The organism is Falsiruegeria mediterranea M17 (assembly GCF_900302455.1).
Lineage (GTDB): Bacteria > Pseudomonadota > Alphaproteobacteria > Rhodobacterales > Rhodobacteraceae > Falsiruegeria > Falsiruegeria mediterranea.
This window is the reverse complement of record NZ_ONZG01000002.1, coordinates 342519-359970: the sequence shown is the minus strand read 5'-3', so window position 1 is coordinate 359970 and position 17452 is coordinate 342519. Positions and strand designations below refer to the sequence as shown.

21 protein-coding genes are annotated in these 17452 nt (G+C 60.7%); 4 read left to right on the top strand and 17 right to left on the bottom strand.

Going from position 1 to position 17452, the window contains the following annotated elements; translation table 11 throughout:
• Window positions 1–151: 151 nt before the first annotated feature.
• From TRM7615_RS05045 to TRM7615_RS05015, 7 genes are all read right to left on the bottom strand, one after another.
• Window positions 152–1342, bottom strand: coding sequence for a DegT/DnrJ/EryC1/StrS family aminotransferase (locus TRM7615_RS05045; RefSeq protein WP_108785806.1), 1191 nt, complete (start codon window positions 1340–1342; stop codon window positions 152–154).
• A gap of 154 nt (window positions 1343–1496) precedes the next feature.
• Complete coding sequence (locus TRM7615_RS05040; RefSeq protein WP_108785805.1) at window positions 1497–2855, bottom strand: glutamine synthetase family protein; 1359 nt, start codon at window positions 2853–2855, stop codon at window positions 1497–1499.
• Window positions 2852–3541, bottom strand: a complete 690-nt coding sequence (locus tag TRM7615_RS05035; RefSeq protein WP_108785804.1) for a type 1 glutamine amidotransferase — start codon at window positions 3539–3541, stop codon at window positions 2852–2854. The genes TRM7615_RS05040 and TRM7615_RS05035 overlap by 4 nt, the downstream gene beginning before the upstream one ends.
• Window positions 3542–3600: 59 nt before the next feature.
• Window positions 3601–4920, bottom strand: a complete 1320-nt coding sequence (locus TRM7615_RS05030) for a glutamine synthetase family protein (protein WP_108785803.1) — start codon at window positions 4918–4920, stop codon at window positions 3601–3603.
• 94 nt (window positions 4921–5014) lie between these two features.
• Entirely contained in the window at window positions 5015–6235 is a 1221-nt protein-coding gene (locus TRM7615_RS05025; RefSeq protein ID WP_108785802.1) for an FAD-dependent oxidoreductase, read from the bottom strand.
• A gap of 106 nt (window positions 6236–6341) precedes the next feature.
• Window positions 6342–6527, bottom strand: a complete 186-nt coding sequence (locus tag TRM7615_RS05020; RefSeq protein WP_108785801.1) for a hypothetical protein — start codon at window positions 6525–6527, stop codon at window positions 6342–6344.
• A 10-nt stretch (window positions 6528–6537) separates the two neighbouring features.
• The gene (locus TRM7615_RS05015) at window positions 6538–6777 is read right to left on the bottom strand and encodes a YdcH family protein (RefSeq protein ID WP_108785800.1); all 240 of its coding nucleotides are present in this window, start codon (window positions 6775–6777) and stop codon (window positions 6538–6540) included.
• A gap of 139 nt (window positions 6778–6916) precedes the next feature.
• Between TRM7615_RS05015 and TRM7615_RS05010 the strand changes: the two genes are divergently transcribed.
• Window positions 6917–7846, top strand: a complete 930-nt coding sequence (locus TRM7615_RS05010; protein ID WP_108785799.1) for a hydrogen peroxide-inducible genes activator — start codon at window positions 6917–6919, stop codon at window positions 7844–7846.
• On the opposite strand, the gene TRM7615_RS05005 is transcribed toward TRM7615_RS05010, so the two are convergent.
• The 10 genes from TRM7615_RS05005 to secG all read right to left on the bottom strand — a co-directional run bounded on the left by TRM7615_RS05005 (window position 7843) and on the right by secG (window position 15616).
• The gene (locus TRM7615_RS05005) at window positions 7843–8649 is read right to left on the bottom strand and encodes an ABC transporter permease (RefSeq protein WP_108785798.1); all 807 of its coding nucleotides are present in this window, start codon (window positions 8647–8649) and stop codon (window positions 7843–7845) included. The genes TRM7615_RS05010 and TRM7615_RS05005 overlap by 4 nt on opposite strands.
• Window positions 8646–9533 (bottom strand): ABC transporter permease, encoded by an 888-nt coding sequence (locus TRM7615_RS05000; RefSeq protein WP_108785797.1) that lies wholly within the window; start codon window positions 9531–9533, stop codon window positions 8646–8648. Before TRM7615_RS05000 ends, TRM7615_RS05005 begins: the two co-directional genes overlap by 4 nt.
• 95 nt (window positions 9534–9628) lie before the next feature.
• Window positions 9629–10351, bottom strand: a complete 723-nt coding sequence (locus TRM7615_RS04995) for a transporter substrate-binding domain-containing protein (RefSeq protein ID WP_108785796.1) — start codon at window positions 10349–10351, stop codon at window positions 9629–9631.
• 33 nt (window positions 10352–10384) lie between these two features.
• A complete protein-coding gene (locus tag TRM7615_RS04990) occupies window positions 10385–11161 on the bottom strand; it encodes an ABC transporter ATP-binding protein (protein WP_108785795.1) in 777 nt (258 codons plus the stop codon).
• A 124-nt stretch (window positions 11162–11285) separates the two neighbouring features.
• Window positions 11286–12023, bottom strand: coding sequence for a phosphate/phosphite/phosphonate ABC transporter substrate-binding protein (locus tag TRM7615_RS04985; RefSeq protein WP_108785794.1), 738 nt, complete (start codon window positions 12021–12023; stop codon window positions 11286–11288).
• Complete coding sequence (locus TRM7615_RS04980; protein WP_108785793.1) at window positions 12020–12457, bottom strand: tellurite resistance TerB family protein; 438 nt, start codon at window positions 12455–12457, stop codon at window positions 12020–12022. Before TRM7615_RS04980 ends, TRM7615_RS04985 begins: the two co-directional genes overlap by 4 nt.
• A 55-nt stretch (window positions 12458–12512) precedes the next feature.
• Window positions 12513–12953, bottom strand: a complete 441-nt coding sequence (locus TRM7615_RS04975; protein ID WP_108785792.1) for a tellurite resistance TerB family protein — start codon at window positions 12951–12953, stop codon at window positions 12513–12515.
• Between the two features lie 42 nt (window positions 12954–12995).
• A complete protein-coding gene (locus tag TRM7615_RS04970; protein ID WP_108785791.1) occupies window positions 12996–13289 on the bottom strand; it encodes a DUF1330 domain-containing protein in 294 nt (97 codons plus the stop codon).
• 148 nt (window positions 13290–13437) lie between these two features.
• On the bottom strand, window positions 13438–15081 hold the full coding sequence (gene pyrG / locus TRM7615_RS04965; RefSeq protein ID WP_108785790.1) for a CTP synthase: 1644 nt from the start codon (window positions 15079–15081) through the stop codon (window positions 13438–13440).
• 172 nt (window positions 15082–15253) lie between these two features.
• Entirely contained in the window at window positions 15254–15616 is a 363-nt protein-coding gene (gene secG / locus TRM7615_RS04960) for a preprotein translocase subunit SecG (protein ID WP_085796781.1), read from the bottom strand.
• A gap of 151 nt (window positions 15617–15767) precedes the next feature.
• On the opposite strand from secG, the gene nthA reads away from it, so the two are divergent.
• The 3 genes from nthA to TRM7615_RS04945 are packed head-to-tail and all read left to right on the top strand — an operon-like array spanning window position 15768 to window position 17385.
• Window positions 15768–16382, top strand: a complete 615-nt coding sequence (gene nthA, locus TRM7615_RS04955) for a nitrile hydratase subunit alpha (RefSeq protein ID WP_108785789.1) — start codon at window positions 15768–15770, stop codon at window positions 16380–16382.
• Complete coding sequence (nthB, locus tag TRM7615_RS04950) at window positions 16379–17056, top strand: nitrile hydratase subunit beta (RefSeq protein ID WP_108785788.1); 678 nt, start codon at window positions 16379–16381, stop codon at window positions 17054–17056. The genes nthA and nthB overlap by 4 nt, the downstream gene beginning before the upstream one ends.
• On the top strand, window positions 17053–17385 hold the full coding sequence (locus TRM7615_RS04945) for a nitrile hydratase accessory protein (RefSeq protein WP_108785787.1): 333 nt from the start codon (window positions 17053–17055) through the stop codon (window positions 17383–17385). Before nthB ends, TRM7615_RS04945 begins: the two co-directional genes overlap by 4 nt.
• Window positions 17386–17452: the final 67 nt, after the last annotated feature.

Sequence of the window (17452 nt, the reverse complement as noted above, 5' to 3'; positions counted from 1 at the left end):
TTGCCAGTCGCGCTTGATGAACAAGCGCGGCTTTTTGCTGCTCGGGGTGCTCCCGCCCGTCGGCAGAGTTTCTGACGAAACTCCGCCTCCCGTTGGGCCGGGCGCCGGGCTGCGCCCGGCGCGGCACCGATCGTGCTGATGTGTCGGACTCTCAGGTGCCGTAGCTGCGCACGGGGCCGACGGCCTCGGCCATTGCCTCGAGCAGGATATCGGCGACGGCATCGAGATCGTCGCGTGTCAGTGCCACTGGCAAGCGGACGTCGCAGGCGCGCATCAGCATGGCGCGGGTCTGCGGCAGCTCGGGTAGGTCGGGGATGAATTGCCAGTTCCAAAAGGCGCGGGCGTTGTCATCGCTCAGCCCGAACACCTGCACCTTGACCCCACGCGCTTCGGCAGCTTGGGCAAATTGCCGGATTTCGGCCTCGTCCAATCCTTGCAGGTTGAACTGGATCGAATCCGGGGCGCGGCGTTCTGCGGGCAGCGGTGCGGGCACGTCGATGTAGGCTGAGGTGGTGAGCCGCGCGGCGACGTAGTCGTGATTGGTCAGCCCGTCGCGCACCCGGCGCGCCAGTTCGGGCAGCTGCGGGCGGATCACAGCGGCACTCAGGTTGCTCATCCGCAGGTTATAGAGCGGCAACTGGTTCTGCCATTTGGCAAAGCTGTCTTGCAGAACGGGGTGTTTTTTCCAATTGTGCTCGTAAGCGCCAGACATGATGATGGCACGCGCCACTAGATCGGCGTCGTCGGTGATCAGGATGCCACCTTCGCCTGCGTTGATCATCTTGTAGGATTGAAAGCTGAAGCAACCGATCTTGCCGATGGTCCCGATGTTCCGCCCGTTCCAGGTGGTCCCCAGCGAATGGGCAGCATCCTCGATCACCGGGATATCGCGTGCCTGGCACAGGTCCATGATCGCGTCCATGTCTGAGGTATGGCCACGCATGTGGCTGATGATCACCGCCTGAACACTGTCGAGCTTGGCTGCAAAATCATCCAAGTCGATGCGATAGTTGTCGCCCACTTCGCATAGGACAGGCACGCAATCGGCATGCACGACCGATGATGGCACAGCGGCAAAGGTGAAGCCAGGGATCAGAACACGGGCGTCACGCGGCAGATCCAGAGCCTTGAGGGACAGGAACAGCGCAGCCGAGCAGGACGACACGGCAAGCGCGTATCTGGACCCCAAAAGATCGGCAAACTCACGTTCCAGCAACGCAACGGGCGCGTCTTGGGGCGCGGTATAGCGAAACAGGTCGCCAGAGGTCAGCAATGTGTCGATGGCTTCGCGGGCTGCGGCGGGAATGGGTTCAGCCGCATGGACGTTTGGGGGAGTCTTCATATTTCAAATTCCTACAGGTTCCCTTTGGGAAATCTAAAACAAAGCCCTCCCCCTGCCAAGCCAAAGTTCTATGACACCGCAAAAAGAAACCCGCCACCGGAGCGATCCGGGGCGGGTCAGTTCGATACCAACAGCCATCAAAGGCTGATCGGGATCAGACGTTCAGCAGCAAGTGTTCGCGCTCCCAGGGCGAGATCACTTGCAAAAACTCTTCGTATTCGGCGCGTTTGACGATGGAAAAGACCCGCGCAAATTCAGGGCCCAGCACCTCATGCAGGGCCTTGGCGCCGTCGAACATGTCCAGAGCTTGGCCAAGAACCTGTGGGATGTCGCCTTCGCCCTCATAGGCATCGCCATAGAATTGCCGACGCGGGCGCAGTTGCTCGGTCAGGCCTAGATAACCGCACGCCAGCGAGACCGCGATGCCCAGGTAAGGGTTGCAGTCCATGCCCGCGATCCGGTTTTCGACCCGGCGCGCTGCCGGGCCGGACAAGGGCACTCGAATGCCGGTTGTGCGGTTGTCACGCGCCCATTCCAGGTTGATCGGCGCGGCATGGTCTTTCACGTAGCGACGGTAAGAGTTCACATATGGCGCCATGACCGCAAGGCCAGAGGGCAGGTGGTTCTGCAGCCCGGCGATGAAATGATAAAAGGCGTCGGTCTCGCCACATTGTGGCCCGACAAAGATGTTCTGGCCCGTTTCAATGTCCAGGATCGAATGGTGAATGTGCATGGCGCTGCCGGGCTCATCCTCGATCGGTTTGGCCATGAATGTGGCAAAGCAGTCGTGGCGCAAGGCTGCCTCGCGGATCAGGCGCTTGAAATAGAACACCTCATCCGCCAGCTTGACCGGATCGCCGTGCAGCAGGTTGATCTCCAGCTGACCGGCGCCGCCTTCCTGTGTGATGCCGTCAATCTCAAACCCCTGGTGTTCGGCAAAGTCATAGATGTCGTCGATCACCGGACCAAACTCGTCCACGGCCGTCATCGAATAGGCCTGTCGCGCCGCCGCCGGGCGACCCGAACGGCCCATCATCGGCTCGATCTCTTTGGCCGGATCCACGTTGCGGGCGACCAGGAAGAACTCCATCTCAGGGGCCACGATCGGCTCCCATCCTTGGTCCCGATAGAGCTGCACGACGCGTTTGAGCACGTTGCGCGGCGAGTACGGGATCGCCTCGCCGTCGCGATCATAGGCATCGTGGATCACTTGCAACGTCCAATCGCCGGTCCAGGGCGCAGCGGTTGCAGTAGACATGTCGGGCTTCAGGATCATGTCTTTTTCAATGAAGCCGTCGTCGCCAGCGGCCTCTCCCCAGTCGCCAGTGATGGTCTGGTAGAAGATGCTGTCGGGCAGGTGGAAATAGTCCTGTTTGGCAAATTTGCTGGCAGGCACCGCTTTGCCACGCGCGATGCCGGGCAAGTCCGAGATCACGCATTCGACCTCATCTAGGCGCCTCCCGTCCAGATAGGTTTTTGCGGCTTCGGGGAGATTGTCTTTCCAATCGGTCATGCTGCACCTGCTTTTGCAAAAAAAACGGCCATCTCGCGCGCGATCTGCGGGCTGTCGATGGTATCTGCCAACCGGGTTTCGGCGGCGTTGAGAATGGTGTCGGGAACCAGCCCGCGCCCGCGCGCCTTGATCAGGCCGTCGACAAATCCGTTGTCGAACTCAGGGTGCGGCTGCACGGTCCAGGTGGTGTCGCCATAGGCCAGCACCGCGTTCTTGCAAAAATCGTTGCCTGCAAGCACCTTTGCCCCGTCGGGCAATTCGGTCACCTGATCCTGATGCCAGGCGTTCATGGTCATCTGACGGTCGCCATAGTCATACTCGGTGGGGCCGATGGCCCATCCGCCGCTGAACTTCTCGACTTTGCCACCTAGTGCCTGGGCAATGATCTGATGGCCAAAACAGACGCCGATCATGGGCAGTCCGCGGGCGTGGATGTCGCGGATCAGCTGTTCCAGCGGCGGGATCCAGTCGTGGTCTTCGTAGGCGCCATGTTTTGAACCAGTCAGCAGCCACCCGTCGCAATCCTCGGCGCCATCGGGGAATTCATTGTCGACAACCGCATAGGCGGCAAAGTCGAAGTCATGTCCGTGACCGCTCAGAAGCCGGGCAAAGATCTTGTCATAGTCGCCCGTTTTGCCGATCAGGGCATCCGGGGCGTGGCCGGTTATCAGAATACCGATTTTCATGGGTCACCAAATTTGATCAAATTCTACGTTACCCGAGCAAGGCATTGCTCGCAAGGGCGTCAGACGGTTTCCAGGTAGCTGAGCCAGTGACGTTCCGTCGGACGTTCGGCAAAGAGCGTGATCTCTTGCCGTTTGGTCATCGCCAAGTTGCGGATCAGGTCGGCGGAAAAGATGCGTGCCACTAAATCGCTGTCCTCAAAGCGCGAAACCGCCGAGGGCCAGTCAGGAGCCAATTGTGGCACGCCATCCAGGGCATAGGCATTGCCAGAGATTGGGGTGGGGGGCTCCATTGCGTCCTCAATCCCGACCATCGCGGCCCCCAACACGGCGGCCAGCATCAGATAGGGGTTGGTGTCACCGCCTGCGACGCGGTGCTCGATCCGACGTGCAGCAGACGGGCCGCCGGGAATGCGCAGGGCTGCGGTGCGGTTTTCATAGGCCCAGCACGCCCCGGTTGGGGCATGCGCGCCAGGAACCAGCCGCGTGTAGGAATTGCCATGGGGCGCAAAGATCAGCGTACAATCGGGCATTGCGGCCAGACATCCAGCCACGGCTTGGCGCAGCAGGTCGGTGCCGTCAGGGCCGCCATTGTCAAAGACATTCACGCCATCCGCATCAACAACGGAGTAATGCACATGCATTCCGTTGCCCGCATCGTCGTCATAGGGTTTGGCCATGAAGGTGGCGGCAAACCCGTGTTTGCGGGCCAAGCCGCGCACCAAAACCTTGAACAACAGGGTATCATCGGCGCATCGCATCGCGTCCTGATGGTTCAGGTTGACCTCGAACTGGCCGATCCCGGATTCGGATATCGCGGTCTGCGCCGGGATGCCCATATCGGCGCACCCTGCGTAGAGGTCGGAAAAGAACTCGTCAAAAGCGTCAAGCTCGGCCATGGACAGCACCGCCATATCTTCAAGCGCGCGTCCCGTCACTGGGCTGTGGGGTGGTTGCGGGGTATCACCACTGTCGTCGATCAGGGTGAATTCCAACTCGGTTGCCGCGATCACGGTCCACCCGCGCGCGGCGTAGCGATCCAGCACATCGGCCAAAGCATGGCGCGGGTCACCGTCAAAGCGCGCGCCGTCATCGTGATAGAGCGCCATCGGCACCATCGCCGAAGGCTGCGCCAGCCAGGGCGTCGGCACGGCTCCCCGTTCGGTCGGGCGCAGAACGCCGTCGGCATCACCGCTTTCAAAGACCAGGGGGCTGTTTTCGATATCCGCCCCCCACAGGTCCACATTCAGCGCCGAGAACGGGATGCGTACGGCGCCTTTGTCCAGCTTTCCGGCGTAAATTGCGGGAACACGTTTGCCCCGAAGTTGCCCGTTCAGGTCAACGGCGGCGACGCGAAAGGTGTCAAACTGTGCAAGGTCCATGGGACGCTCCAATCTCGTTTCCCGAGAGATAGCCGAGCCGATGGGGTCTTGTCACTAGATTTGATCAAATTTTGCGAGCGGTCGTTTTTCAACCTCATCCCGGATAGGCCCGATCCAGGGTCTGTTGCGCCATATTCAGGATCTGCTTGTCCGATGCGCGAGCAAGGTCGCGGGCAGGCTGTGCTCCGTTGAAGGCCACAAGAAGGGGCGCGCCGATGTAAGGCGCTAGGTTAAGCCATTGGTTGAATTGCCCCTTTGGCAGGCCGTTCTCGGGCGTCATGATCCAAGTGGTGTCAGCGTCCCAGAACACGGCGTCATAGCGCAGATAGACCTTGTCCAACAGTCCCATGCCAAGCTTGGCGATCGCCTGCCTCTTTGGCTTGGGCAGGGCGGGCTCAAAGCGGATGTGATCGGTTTTCAGAACGCCCAAGGGGACCGAAACGATGACCGCGTCCGCTGCGAACTCTGTGCCTGCGGCATCCCGCAGCTGCACACCGGTTGATGTCATCTGGATCTGGCGCACATCCGTTTTCAGGCGGATGTCGAGACCGCGGTTAAAGGCGCGCAACACTGCGTCATAGCCTTTGGGGAAAATCCACTCGTCGCCGTCATAGTCGTTATCTGTCAGATAGGCGCTCAGGTTCAATTCGTTCAGGCTGGCCCCGGCGTCGTGCTGCACCTCAGCCACCTGGTCCAGCCAATCGGGTGCGTCGGCGTCCCGCATACGGCGCCCATCCTTGCCCCGGATGACATAGCTGTCGCCAGTGACGCGGTGGGGCATGCCCTGAGACCGGGTGAGACCGGTCAATGGATTGCCGCGCGTGCCGTGCAGCCAGCTGGCCCCCAGATCAAGGGGCTGCCGCAATCGCCTGTCGGTCCAGATCCGTCCGCCTATGCGGCCCCGAGCCTCAAGCACCACGACATCGAAACCGGCGTCGGCAAGCTGCCGTGCTGCCGCAAGGCCGCTGATGCCGGCCCCAATGACAATGACGCGTTTGTGCTTGGCGCGTCGCACAGCCCGCGCGGCCAATTGTCCTGATTCCAAAGCCGCGTGAACGGTGCTGTTGTAGTCCGGATGCGCGGCCTCTCCGGCAAAGAAGACACGGGCGCCCACGGGCTCTGCGAGGTCCCTTGTATGGCGTCGCTTCGATCCCTTGGCAAAAAAGGAATAGGCCCCCCGGCTATAGGGATCGCGGCTCCAATTGGTGCGGATAAACCCGTTTGGGCGGCGGCCCTCGGCCGCAGTCCCGGCAAGCGGTGTGAACCCGGCAAGAGCTGTCGCGCAGGCCTGCGCGATAAAGGTTCGGCGATCCATGTCTTTCTCGTCCCTGCTCGATAGTGCCACAGCAGTATGGCAGGTTCCGATACACGACGCCTAGCTAAAAACCGGTCCCGGCGCGCGCCCTGGGACCGACTTGGCGTTACATCGGACGGCGCAGGTCCGCCTGTGTCGCATTCGCGTTTTTTGGGTCTGCATGCTGGGACAGGTAGAAGCCACCGTCGGGCCCATCATCATCCTCTTCCAGAATGGCGCGGCGCATGTCGGTCAGGTCCGGGCTGTGCATCGGGTTGAGGCCGGAGCGGCGGTAAACGAAGGGAAAGAACATCTTTGGTTCCTTATGCCATATGTGGCGGGAGGGTCGAGGACGCTTCGAGGCGGCGCAAACGGTCGAGGCAGCGCGCGATCTCGTCCTTGATCTGCAGGCGTCGACGTTTGAGTTGCTGCAGGGCCAAGGTACACGGCGCGGGTCGGCGCAGTTCTCGGGCGATCTGGGATTTCAGGTCTCGGTGGCTTTTGCGCAACCGCGCCACGTTGATCCCGAGTGAGAACTTGCTGACCTTTGGACTGGTCTTCATGAAAGCCTCCTTACTGCATGAAACGGTGTGACCGGTGAAGATCACAAGACAAAGATGGGTTTGTTTCATGCGGGATGAAGGCAATGATAATGGAAAGTAAGATAGGAAATATCTATCTATGGGGAGAGGGGGAATTCGCGTGTCCAACATCACCCTGCGCCAGATCCGGTACTTTGCCGTGCTCAGTTCCACGCTCCAATACCGTCGCGCGGCGCAACAGCTGGGGATCAGTCAACCGTCGCTCAGCCTGCAGATCGCTGCGCTGGAAGAGGCCCTTGGCGCCAGATTGATCGAGCGCAAGCGCAGCGGTTTGATCCTGACCCCCACCGGTCGAGAGGCGGCGGCGCAGGCCGAACGGGTCCTGCGCGAGGTCGACAGGTTGGTGCATGTCGCGGGCCCGTCGCGGTCCGAGATGTCGGGCACGCTTCGTTTGGGGTCGTCACCAACGATCGGGCCTTACCTGCTGCCGCGGGTGCTGCGGCAGTTGCATCAGAGCTATCCTGACCTCAAGCTGGTGATCCGCGACAGCACCCCCAAGGAATTGGTTGAGGATCTGATCGCAGGGCGTCACGACATGATTCTGACACAGCTGCCGGTGCCCGGTGATAACCTTCGGCTGCGCACCCTTTTTCGCGAACCGCTCAGCCTGGCAGTGGCGCGAGAGCATCCGTTGGCCGAGCGCAAACAGGCGGTGCGGGCGGATCTGTCGGGGGAGAGCCTGCTCAGCCTCAGTCCGGCGTTTGCGCTGCATACTCAGGTCACGGGGTTGGGCGTCGATACCGGCGCCACCTTGCGGAATGATTTCGAGGGCACGAGCCTAGATGCGCTGCGCCAGATGGTGTCGTTGGGCATGGGGGTGACGCTGCTGCCTGCGCTCTACGTGCGGTCCGAGGTCAACCTGCGTGATCCCGATGTCTCGGTCTTGGATCTGCGCCCGCCGCTTTATCGGCAGATTGGGTTGGCCTGGCGCGCAGCCAGCGGCGAACCACCAGCTTTTGCGCGCTTTGCAGATCTGATCCGCGACGTTGTGCGGGCAGAGTTCGCCGCTGAGGTCACGCTGACCTCTTAGCGCGCCAGGTTGGGGCGAAAGCGCATCTTGGCCTTCCTGGCTTTGGGCAGATGCCGGTTCAGCCGCGTGTTGATCATGCCAAAGATGCCCACGATCACCAGCGTGAGCAGGATGAAGTAGAAGGCGAGAATAGGGTAGGGCACAAACGGGTTGAACGTCTTGTCCGCAAAATAGCTGGCGTAATACAGCGCATCGCCCTTTTGCCGCCAGGCCGGGAAAGCCGAAAAGAACACGAGCGTCGTGGCGTGGAACAGAAAGATCGCCTCGTTCGTGTAGGCAGGCCAGGCCAGACGCAGCATGGTGGGCCAGATGATGCGGCGGAACCGCGCCCAGCCCGACATGCCATAGGCATCCGCCGCCTCGACGTCGCCCTTGGGGATCGAGCGCAGCGCGCCGTAAAAGATCTCACCCGAATAGGCAGCAGTGTTGAAGAACAGCACAATCAGCGCCCCCAGCCAGGCCGAGGTGAAGGCGTCAAACATCGGATAAGCCTTCTTCAGAGACAGGAAGAAGAAGTAGGCAAAGAAGAACTGAATAAAGAGCGGCGAGCCTCGGAAGATGAAGATGAACCATTCCGACGGTTTACGCAGCCAGATGTTGCTCGATGCCTTGCCAAGCGCCAGGGCGGTGGCAAAGAAAAACCCGGTCACCAGTGCCATCACGCCGAAATAGACGTTCCAGATCATGCCTGACCCGATCAGGGTGAACTGTTCGCATAAGGTAAAGTCGGTCTTGGGCAGCAGGCGCTCGCCATAGCCAAGGGAACGCAGGCCATAGTCCTGGATGGTCTGAAGACAGCTCATGCCACGGCCTCCTTGCGTTGCGCTTCTCCGCCTGTGGTGGCCTGTCCGTGGCTGAGCTTTTGCATCAGACGCTCCAGCGCGATCTCGGACACACGGGTGAAGGCCAGGTAGAACACCAGCAGGAACAAGAAGTACCACATGCGCCAGTCACCATGCGGGTACGCGGTGAACTTGGATGTCTTGGTGCCACCCAGCTCGCGCGCCCAATAGACGATGTCTTCGACGCCCAGCAGGAACAACAGCGGCGTGGCTTTGATCAACACCATCCAGAGGTTCGACAGACCGGGCAGGGCATAGACCCACATCTGTGGTACCAGAACGCGCCAGAACGTCTGGCGGCGGGACATGCCGTAAGCCTCAGCCGTTTCCAGTTGGGCATGGGGCACGGCACGCATGCCGCCAAAGAGCACGTTGGCAGCAAAGGCGCCAAAGACGATGGCAAAGGTGATGACGGCGAGGAAAAAGCCGTATGTTTCATGGACCCATTCGGGCGAGGTGCCCAGGGGCAGTTTGGCCTGCGCGCAGACCAGAAAATCGTTGCCTTGCCGGATCGGGTCAGTCCAATCGGGGCAGAGGATTTGGTGCCGCGTCCATTCGAATGCCTGATCCAATGCGATGACAAAGAACAGGAAAAACGCAATGTCCGGCACACCGCGCACGATGGCGATGTACCCCTTGCCCAGCCAGCTTACGGGCGGAATATGCGACCGGGCCGACATGGCCCCCGCAAAGCCAAAGGCCAGCGCCACGGGCGCGGTGATGGCCAGAAGGGCCAGAACCTTGATGAAGGACAGGTAGAACGACATGTGCACGCCGTTGGTCAGATAGCACGAGAACCAACGAAAGGTGCCAAGCGTGTCAGGATCGGCGCAGTAGGAAAACATCAAGTCAGCCTTGGGCGGGGCAGGTTTGGCGATCGGGCACGATCAGCCAAAGAAACGGTCCCGCACATGATGTGCGGGACCGCAAGACGCAAAGATCAGTAGGTGCGGGTGTCTTCGCCGAACCACTTGATCAGCAATGCGTTCAGCGAGCCGTCCTCTTTCATCGAGGTGATGGCTGCGTCAAACTTGCCGCGCAGTTCGCCGTCGGATTCACGCAGGCCCATGCCAACGCCACCGCCCAGCGGAACCGGGTCGCCAACAAAGACCAGCTCGCCGTTCGATTCTTCGACCAACGGGGTCAGATAGTCACGGTCGGCCAGAACGGCATCTGCTTCGCCGTTGCGTACGGCTGCGATTGTTTCTTCCGGAGTTGCAAACTCAACCAGAGTTGCACCGGATTCGGCCACGTGACCCGCCTGGATGGTTGCGGTCTGAGCAGCCACAACGCCACCGGTCACGTCAGCACCTTCGGCCGCGGCAACATAGGCCGACGCCGCGGGGGGCTGATAGTTCTGAGTGAAGTCGATGACTTCGTCACGCTCGGCGGTGATCGACATGCCGGCGATGATGGTGTCGTAGTTGCCCGAGACCAGGTTCGGAATGATCGAATCCCAGTCGTTCTTGACCCACTCGCAGGTCAGACCGGCGCGTTTGCACATCTCATCGCCCAACTCACGCTCAAAGCCGTCGATCTCGCCGGCGTCATTGATGAAGTTGTACGGAGGGTAGGCGCCTTCGGTGCCCATGCGGACGGTGTCGGCCATCGCCATACCGGCAGTCAGTGCCAGTGCAGCCGTGGTCAGGATCAGTTTTTTCATCTGTAGCTCCCCGTTGGTGGTTGTTTTTACAGTTTATGCAGCCTGCGTGGCGGAAAGAAAGCCCTGCAGGCGTTCGGATTTGGGTGCGCCGAACAACTCGTCCGGCGTGCCCTCTTCTTCGATCAGCCCCTGGTGCAGGAACACCACGTGGCTGGAAATATCAGCGGCCATTTTCATGTCATGGGTCACGATGATCATCGTGCGCCCCTCGGCCGCCAGATCCTTGATAACCTTGATCACTTCCTGTTCCAGCTCGGGGTCAAGCGCCGATGTGGGCTCGTCAAAGAGCAGCGCCTCTGGCTCCATGCACAAGCCGCGCGCGATGGCGGCACGCTGTTGCTGGCCACCCGACAGCTGTGCCGGATAGACGTCGCATTTGTCGCCAATGCCCACCTGATGCAGGTACTTGCGCGCGCTTTCCTCGACCTCGGCTTTGTCGCGGCCCAGTACTGTGACCGGCGCCTCCATCACGTTTTGCAGGATGGTCATATGAGCCCACAGGTTGAACTGCTGGAACACCATCGACAGGTTTGTGCGGATGCGCAGAACCTGTTTGGGATCGGCAGGGCGACGCCCGTGGTGTTCACCCTTCCATGCGACCGGCTCGCCCTTGAACAGGATCTCGCCCTGTTGGCTGTCTTCCAACAGGTTGCAGCAGCGCAGCAGTGTGGACTTTCCCGAGCCTGACGATCCGATCAGTGAAACAACGTCGCCCCGGTGGGCCGTGATATCGACACCTTTGAGCACTTCGAGCTGGCCAAAGCTTTTGTGCAGGTTCTTGATCTGGATGACAGGAGGTGTGTCTGACACGTGGAATCCGAAGGTTTGTACCGGTTTTGATGGGCTAATAGGGCTGAATTTTTGTCGCAATGCAACTTGCAAAACGAATGTTTCGCCCCGGAAAGCGCCGAATTGACCATACGGAACTGTCTTTTTAGTCGGGCGAAGGCGGTGTTGGGACAGCCAAATACACCTCTGCGGGTATGTCGATCAGCCCCCGGATGTGCAGCAACTGCCGCGTGTCCTCATCCATCGCGGCAATCGCGGCCCGAACGGCGGCCGCGATCGGGGCCGGATCGCGGGATTGGGCGGTGACGTAAGGCAAGGTTGGCGTGGGGTCCGTGCTGGTCACAACGCGCAGTTTGCCCGCCAGATCCGGTTGATGTTCGGTTAGCAGAACCCATGTCAGCGCATCCAAGGCGGCAAGGTCCGCGCGCTCATCGGCCACCGCCTGAGCCGACAGGGCATGGCCACCTGATTGCAGTAGAGTGTCCACCGTCAATCCCAGAGAGTGCAGATGTGTCGTTGGCGCCGCCCATCCCGATTGCGACAACGGCTCGTTATAGGCGAATGTGCCGGTCACCAATTCGTCCAGCGGACGGGGATCATCCGAGCGCGCCACAAAGGTCGAGTAGTAGTAGCCGGGTGGGCAGTCGGGCAGGCCATAATCCGGCGTACCGATCAAGGTAACCGTGCCATGCAGCTTGGTGCGATAGGGCATACCGCAGGTCTGTGAAAACACCATGCTTGGGTCATGCCAGATGTCCCAGAAGTCCCGGTTCCGGTCCAGGGTCTCGGGGCCGTCCCCCAAATGCGCGCGGATCGCGGCCCAAAAGGTGTCATTGGCGTCTTGCAGGGCGGGCATGTCATACATGCCGAGCATCGCGGTCATGAACGGGCCGCTTTTTGCCGGGCAAGCGCCGAATCGCGGTCATTCACACCCAGCAGGTTGGCCACCAGGCGTAGCAGCGCGTCTTCTTCCTCGGCTCGTTCGCCATCGGCCAGAACCACTGACCACAGCGCCTCGACCACGGCGCGACGGTCCTCATAAGCCACTGCATCCTTGATCGCGCGGGTAAATCGCACGGTGTCAGGGGCTTCGGACTCCAACCCTTCGGCCTGCGAGCGCAGACCTGCCGCCTCGAACGGAGACATGCCATAGCGCGCCGCGGTGATGCGGTCGATGCGGGCCATCTCTTCGGGGGCGTAATCATTGTCCGACTTGGCAATGCGCACCAAAAGCGCGGTCAGCGCAAGGCGGGCATCTTCGTCAGGAAGTTGGGCGGGCTCCGGCTGCGTCAGCCGCGTCAGAAAATCACGAAACATGTTGAAAGGTATAGGTGCGCTATTGCGCTGCGCCAAGAGGGACCGTGGTTCGCGCTCAGACTTTTTCCATCGCGCGGCGGCGGGCTGCTTCGCTGTCCTTGAAGCTCAACCCCATGGCGATTCGCGCCTCTTCGACGATCTTGATCTCGCCTTCCTGCTGCTCCCCGTCGGCCAGAACAACCTCCCACAGGGCGTCCAGTGCGGCCATACGTTCCTCAAGTCCCGTGGTCTCGCGGATCAGGCGGCCAAAGGTGTCGGTTTCGGGGGCTGCGGCATGCAGTTTTTCGCAAGTGGCACGCACTTTTGCGGCCTCGATCGCGTTGTGCTGATAAAGACGGGCCAGAATGCGGTCGATCAGGCTGATCTCTTCGAGCTGGTAATCCCGGTCGGACTGCGCCACGCGCACAAGCAAGGCCCCCAAGGCCAACTCGGCATCCGGGTCGGGCAACGGGGCAGGGTCAGATGGGCGAAACGCCTGGAAAAACTTCTTCAGCATGATCTGAAATTACCCCATATTTTGCGTCTCGCCAAGCGTGAACTACCCGGTGTAGCCTTTGATGATGACAAGATCGCCCGTTGAAACCGGATCGCGAATGTCCTTGGCGGCTTGATAACCGATACTCTCATAACACTCGATCGCCTTTTCATAGCTTTCGAATTCCAACACGACGGTGCGCGCGCGTGCGTGACCTTCGCGGACTTGCTGGTCGCCGCCACGCACCAGAAATCTGGCGCCATATTCCGCAAACGGCGCGGCGTTTGCCGCGATATAATTCTTGTAAGTCTCCATGTCGTCCACATCGACATGCGCCACCCAATACCCTTTGGCCATCTCAAGCTCCCTGATGCAATCAGGCGCAGAGTGGCGTGAGGGTGGTCAAATGGCAACCGCTCTTGTCCCACGGGACAAGGCGGTTCGCTCTTTCGAACATCCCCTGGGGAAGGCCGATGCGATGGGGCGCGCGCGCCCCGTCAACAGATCAAACCAGACGCGAGGTGTCCTTGGCTGCGCGTACAAAATCCGCAAACAGAGGATGAGGCGCAAAGGGTTTGGATTTCAGCTCGGGGTGGAACTGCACCCCGATGAACCACGGATGGTCTGCCCATTCCACAATCTCGGGCAGGCGACCGTCGGGGGACATCCCCGAGAATTTCAGGCCGGCAGCTTCCAGCTTCTCGCGGTATTTGATGTCCACCTCATAGCGGTGGCGGTGACGCTCCTCGATGCTGGTGGTCCCGTAAACTTCGGCCACTTTCGAGCTTTCGGACAGGGCCGCGTCATAGGCCCCAAGGCGCATGGTCCCGCCCTTGTCGTCATTGGCCTTGCGCTGAACGGTGTGGTTGCCCTGTACCCATTCCTTCAGGTGATAAACCACGGGCTCGAATCGTTTCTCGCCCGCTTCGTGGTCGAATTCCTCGGACCCTGCGGTCTTGATTCCCGCCACATTGCGCGCGGCCTCGATAACGGCCATCTGCATGCCCAGGCAGATGCCCAGGTAGGGGATCTTTCGGCTGCGGGCAAACTCGGCCGCTTTGATCTTGCCTTCGGTGCCACGTTCGCCAAAACCACCGGGCACCAGGATTGCATGGAACCCTTCCAGATGGGGTGCCGCGTCGCTTTGGTCGAACACTTCGGCATCCACCCAGGACACGTTCACCTTGACCCGGTTGGCCATCCCACCATGGGTCAGCGCCTCTTTGATCGACTTATAGGCATCTTCGAGCTGCGTGTATTTGCCGACGATGGCAACGTTCACTTCACCATCGGTGTTGTGGATGCGGTCCTTGACGTCGTTCCAGGTGGCCAGATCGGGCTTGGGTGCGGGCGAGATGTTGAAGGCGTCCAAGACCGCCTGATCCAATCCCTGCTCATGATAGGCCAGCGGCGCTTCATAGATCGAACCCAAGTCATAGGCCGCCACTACGGCTTCTTTCCGAACGTTACAGAAGAGCGCGATTTTCTCACGCTCCTTGTCCGGGATCGGCTGTTCCGAGCGGCAGACCAGAATGTCGGGCGCGATACCGATGGATTGCAGTTCCTTGACCGAGTGCTGGGTGGGTTTTGTTTTCAACTCACCCGAGGCTGCCAAATAGGGCAGCAGGGTCAGGTGCATGAAAATGCACTGGCCGCGCGGTTTGTCGTGGCTGAACTGACGGATGGCTTCGAAAAACGGCAGGCCTTCGATATCGCCAACGGTGCCGCCGATCTCGCACAGCATGAAATCGACCTCATCCTCGCCGATCGAGATGAAGTCCTTGATCTCGTTGGTGACATGCGGAACCACCTGGATCGTCTTGCCCAGGTAATCACCGCGGCGCTCTTTCTCGAGCACGTTGGAATAGATCCGACCCGACGACACCGAGTCGGTCTTGCGGGCAGGCACACCGGTGAAACGCTCGTAATGGCCCAGGTCCAGGTCGGTTTCCGCGCCATCGTCGGTCACGAACACTTCGCCATGCTCAAAGGGCGACATCGTGCCAGGGTCAACGTTCAGATAGGGGTCCAGCTTGCGCAGGCGGACTGAATAGCCACGTGCTTGCAGCAGCGATCCCAGGGCGGCTGACGCCAGACCCTTGCCAAGCGAAGAAACAACACCGCCAGTGATGAAGATAAAACGCGCCATGAGTTTTCGGCTGCCCCCGTGAGTGGTCAAAATTCAGGTGCCCGGTGGCCTCGAACACATGCTCAAAAACCACTGCATCACGGGACTTCACACATAAAGGATTCGCGCGCCTAACGCAAGAGAACCGCAAGATGCTGTTGCGGTTCTCATCCATAATTCAAGGTGTAGTGGTTCAGTCGGCTTTGGGAACCAGCGGTGCGTTGTCGCCTTGTGTGGGCGGCAACAGGTCGGACCCTGCCGGAACGTCAGGTGTGCTCTGCTCGGATGCAGGTGCGGGAACGCCCAGACGGTCGATAACCGACGAGCCTGCGGACTTCTGCGCGGCCAGGATGGTCAGCGTGATCGAAGTCACGATGAAGGCCGCTGCCAGAATCCAGGTCAACTTTCCAAGCGCCGTGGCCGCTGCGCGACCCGAAACGGCACCGCCGCCACCGCCGCCCATGCCCAGACCCCCGCCCTCGGACCGCTGCATCAAAACGACGGCGATCAGGCCAAGAGCCAGGAGAAGGTGAATGATGAGGACGACGTTTTCCATGGAGACCCTGCAGAGCGTGGTATGTACCGCGCGGTATGTAGGCAAGTTTGCGGTCAGGGGCAAGGGAGGAGTTTGCCATCACGTGGCGTGATCAACCCTATCACGGATTTGACACTGGACTTGGGGCGATGGTGGTTCAATCATGCGACGTATGCCACATGATGATCACGACCACCCGCACGCCCTGTTGCCGCCCGAGCCCGCCCTGCGGGTCAAGGCGCTGGAAACGATTCTCACCCGCAAAGGGCTCATTGACCCGGCTGCTTTGGATGAGTTGATCGATACTTACGAAAATCGCATCGGTCCCAAGAACGGTGCACGCGTTGTTGCGCGAGCCTGGACGGACCCGGAGTTCAAGGCCGCGTTGCTGGCAGATGCCACGCCGGTGGTGGCCGACCTAGGGTATTATGGGCGTCAGGGCGAACACATGGTGGTGGTCGAAAACACGCCTGAGCAGCACAACATGGTCGTGTGTACCTTGTGCAGTTGTTACCCGTGGCCTTTGCTGGGCATCCCGCCGGGCTGGTACAAATCCGACGCCTACCGCGCCCGCGCGGTGCGCGAGCCGCGCAAGGTGTTGGCGGATTTTGGGGTGACCCTGCCCAAGGGCACATCCGTGCGGGTGTGGGATTCAACGGCCGAGGTGCGGTATCTGGTGCTGCCTATGCGCCCAGACGGCACGGAGGGCCTGTCGGAGGACGAGCTTGCCGAACTGGTGACCCGCGACAGCATGATCGGCACAGGCTTGGCAGGGGGCCCGTCATGACTCGCGTGCATGACATGGGTGGACGGTTCGGCGATGGACCTGTGGTGCCGGATGCCAAAGGTGATCCGGTGTTCGAAAAGGACTGGCACGCACGGGCGTTGGCGGTGACGCTGGCTTCGGGCGCGTTGGGCAAGTGGAACATCGATGTTTCGCGCCATGCGCGAGAGCGGCTGTCGCCCAAGGATTACACGCGCTTTAGTTATTACGAGAAATGGATCTCGGGGCTTGCGGATCTGCTGGTGGAAACCGGAGTTCTGACACTGGAGGACTTGAAGGGAGAGGGTGGAGATGCCCCACACCCCCTGGCGCATAAGGCGATGACGGCAGAGGCCGTGCCGAGTGTCCTGGCCAAGGGCGGCCCGGCGGATCGTCCGTCGAATGTGGCTCCGGCCTTTGTCGTAGGGCAGGAGGTTCGAACCACGCGGCCTGCGGCGAACAGATTTGTAGATGGTGGGCACACGCGGTTGCCTGCGTATGCCCAAGGGGCATTGGGGCGCGTGTTGCTGAGGCATGGCGCTCATGTTTTGCCCGACAGCAATGCGCATGGACTGGGAGAGGCCCCTGAACCGCTTTATGCGGTGGTGTTTCCGGCAACCGAGCTTTGGGCCGATGCGGAAAGCCCGGATGACGAGGTGGTGCTGGATTTGTGGCAAAGCTATCTGGAGCCGGTATGAGTGACTGCGTGACACACAGTGCACCCGAGCCGGTTTTTGCTGAGCCCTGGCATGCGCAGGTCTTTGCTCTGACAGTACATCTGAACGAGACCGGGAGGTTTGCCTGGCCCGACTGGGCGGAACGGTTTTCTGCCACCTTGAAACGGCACGGATTGTCGCGCGAGTTGGATGGGGGCGATGATTACTTTTACGCCTGGCTTGAAACGCTGGAGGCGGTTCTGGACGAAGATGGCGGGGCGTTGAGGGGCGAGGTTTCCCCGGTCAAGGACGCCTGGGAAGAGGCCTATCTGACCACGCCGCACGGCGCACCGGTGTCGCTGGGCCGTTAGGCGGGCGCGCTGTCCGCCCCATCGAGGGGCGAACACCGCGGCGTGGCCAGCGGCCACGCGGGCGTGC

Excerpts from the sequence above, each read along its gene's own strand:
- TRM7615_RS05040 (WP_108785805.1), bottom strand. The coding sequence starts at position 2,855 with ATGACCGATTGGAAAGACAATCTCCCCGAAGCCGCAAAAACCTATCTG.
- TRM7615_RS04945 (WP_108785787.1), top strand. The coding sequence starts at position 17,053 with ATGAGTGACTGCGTGACACACAGTGCACCCGAGCCGGTTTTTGCTGAG.
- TRM7615_RS05005 (WP_108785798.1), bottom strand. The coding sequence starts at position 8,649 with ATGAGCTGTCTTCAGACCATCCAGGACTATGGCCTGCGTTCCCTTGGC.
- TRM7615_RS04970 (WP_108785791.1), bottom strand. The coding sequence starts at position 13,289 with ATGGCCAAAGGGTATTGGGTGGCGCATGTCGATGTGGACGACATGGAG.
- TRM7615_RS04985 (WP_108785794.1), bottom strand. The coding sequence starts at position 12,023 with ATGACCGCGATGCTCGGCATGTATGACATGCCCGCCCTGCAAGACGCC.
- TRM7615_RS04975 (WP_108785792.1), bottom strand. The coding sequence starts at position 12,953 with ATGCTGAAGAAGTTTTTCCAGGCGTTTCGCCCATCTGACCCTGCCCCG.
- TRM7615_RS05025 (WP_108785802.1), bottom strand. The coding sequence starts at position 6,235 with ATGGATCGCCGAACCTTTATCGCGCAGGCCTGCGCGACAGCTCTTGCC.
- TRM7615_RS05035 (WP_108785804.1), bottom strand. The coding sequence starts at position 3,541 with ATGAAAATCGGTATTCTGATAACCGGCCACGCCCCGGATGCCCTGATC.
- nthA (WP_108785789.1), top strand. The coding sequence starts at position 15,768 with ATGCCACATGATGATCACGACCACCCGCACGCCCTGTTGCCGCCCGAG.
- pyrG (WP_108785790.1), bottom strand. The coding sequence starts at position 15,081 with ATGGCGCGTTTTATCTTCATCACTGGCGGTGTTGTTTCTTCGCTTGGC.
- TRM7615_RS04980 (WP_108785793.1), bottom strand. The coding sequence starts at position 12,457 with ATGTTTCGTGATTTTCTGACGCGGCTGACGCAGCCGGAGCCCGCCCAA.
- TRM7615_RS04995 (WP_108785796.1), bottom strand. The coding sequence starts at position 10,351 with ATGAAAAAACTGATCCTGACCACGGCTGCACTGGCACTGACTGCCGGT.
- TRM7615_RS05020 (WP_108785801.1), bottom strand. The coding sequence starts at position 6,527 with ATGTTCTTTCCCTTCGTTTACCGCCGCTCCGGCCTCAACCCGATGCAC.
- TRM7615_RS05030 (WP_108785803.1), bottom strand. The coding sequence starts at position 4,920 with ATGGACCTTGCACAGTTTGACACCTTTCGCGTCGCCGCCGTTGACCTG.
- nthB (WP_108785788.1), top strand. The coding sequence starts at position 16,379 with ATGACTCGCGTGCATGACATGGGTGGACGGTTCGGCGATGGACCTGTG.
- secG (WP_085796781.1), bottom strand. The coding sequence starts at position 15,616 with ATGGAAAACGTCGTCCTCATCATTCACCTTCTCCTGGCTCTTGGCCTG.
- TRM7615_RS05000 (WP_108785797.1), bottom strand. The coding sequence starts at position 9,533 with ATGTTTTCCTACTGCGCCGATCCTGACACGCTTGGCACCTTTCGTTGG.
- TRM7615_RS05045 (WP_108785806.1), bottom strand. The coding sequence starts at position 1,342 with ATGAAGACTCCCCCAAACGTCCATGCGGCTGAACCCATTCCCGCCGCA.
- TRM7615_RS05015 (WP_108785800.1), bottom strand. The coding sequence starts at position 6,777 with ATGAAGACCAGTCCAAAGGTCAGCAAGTTCTCACTCGGGATCAACGTG.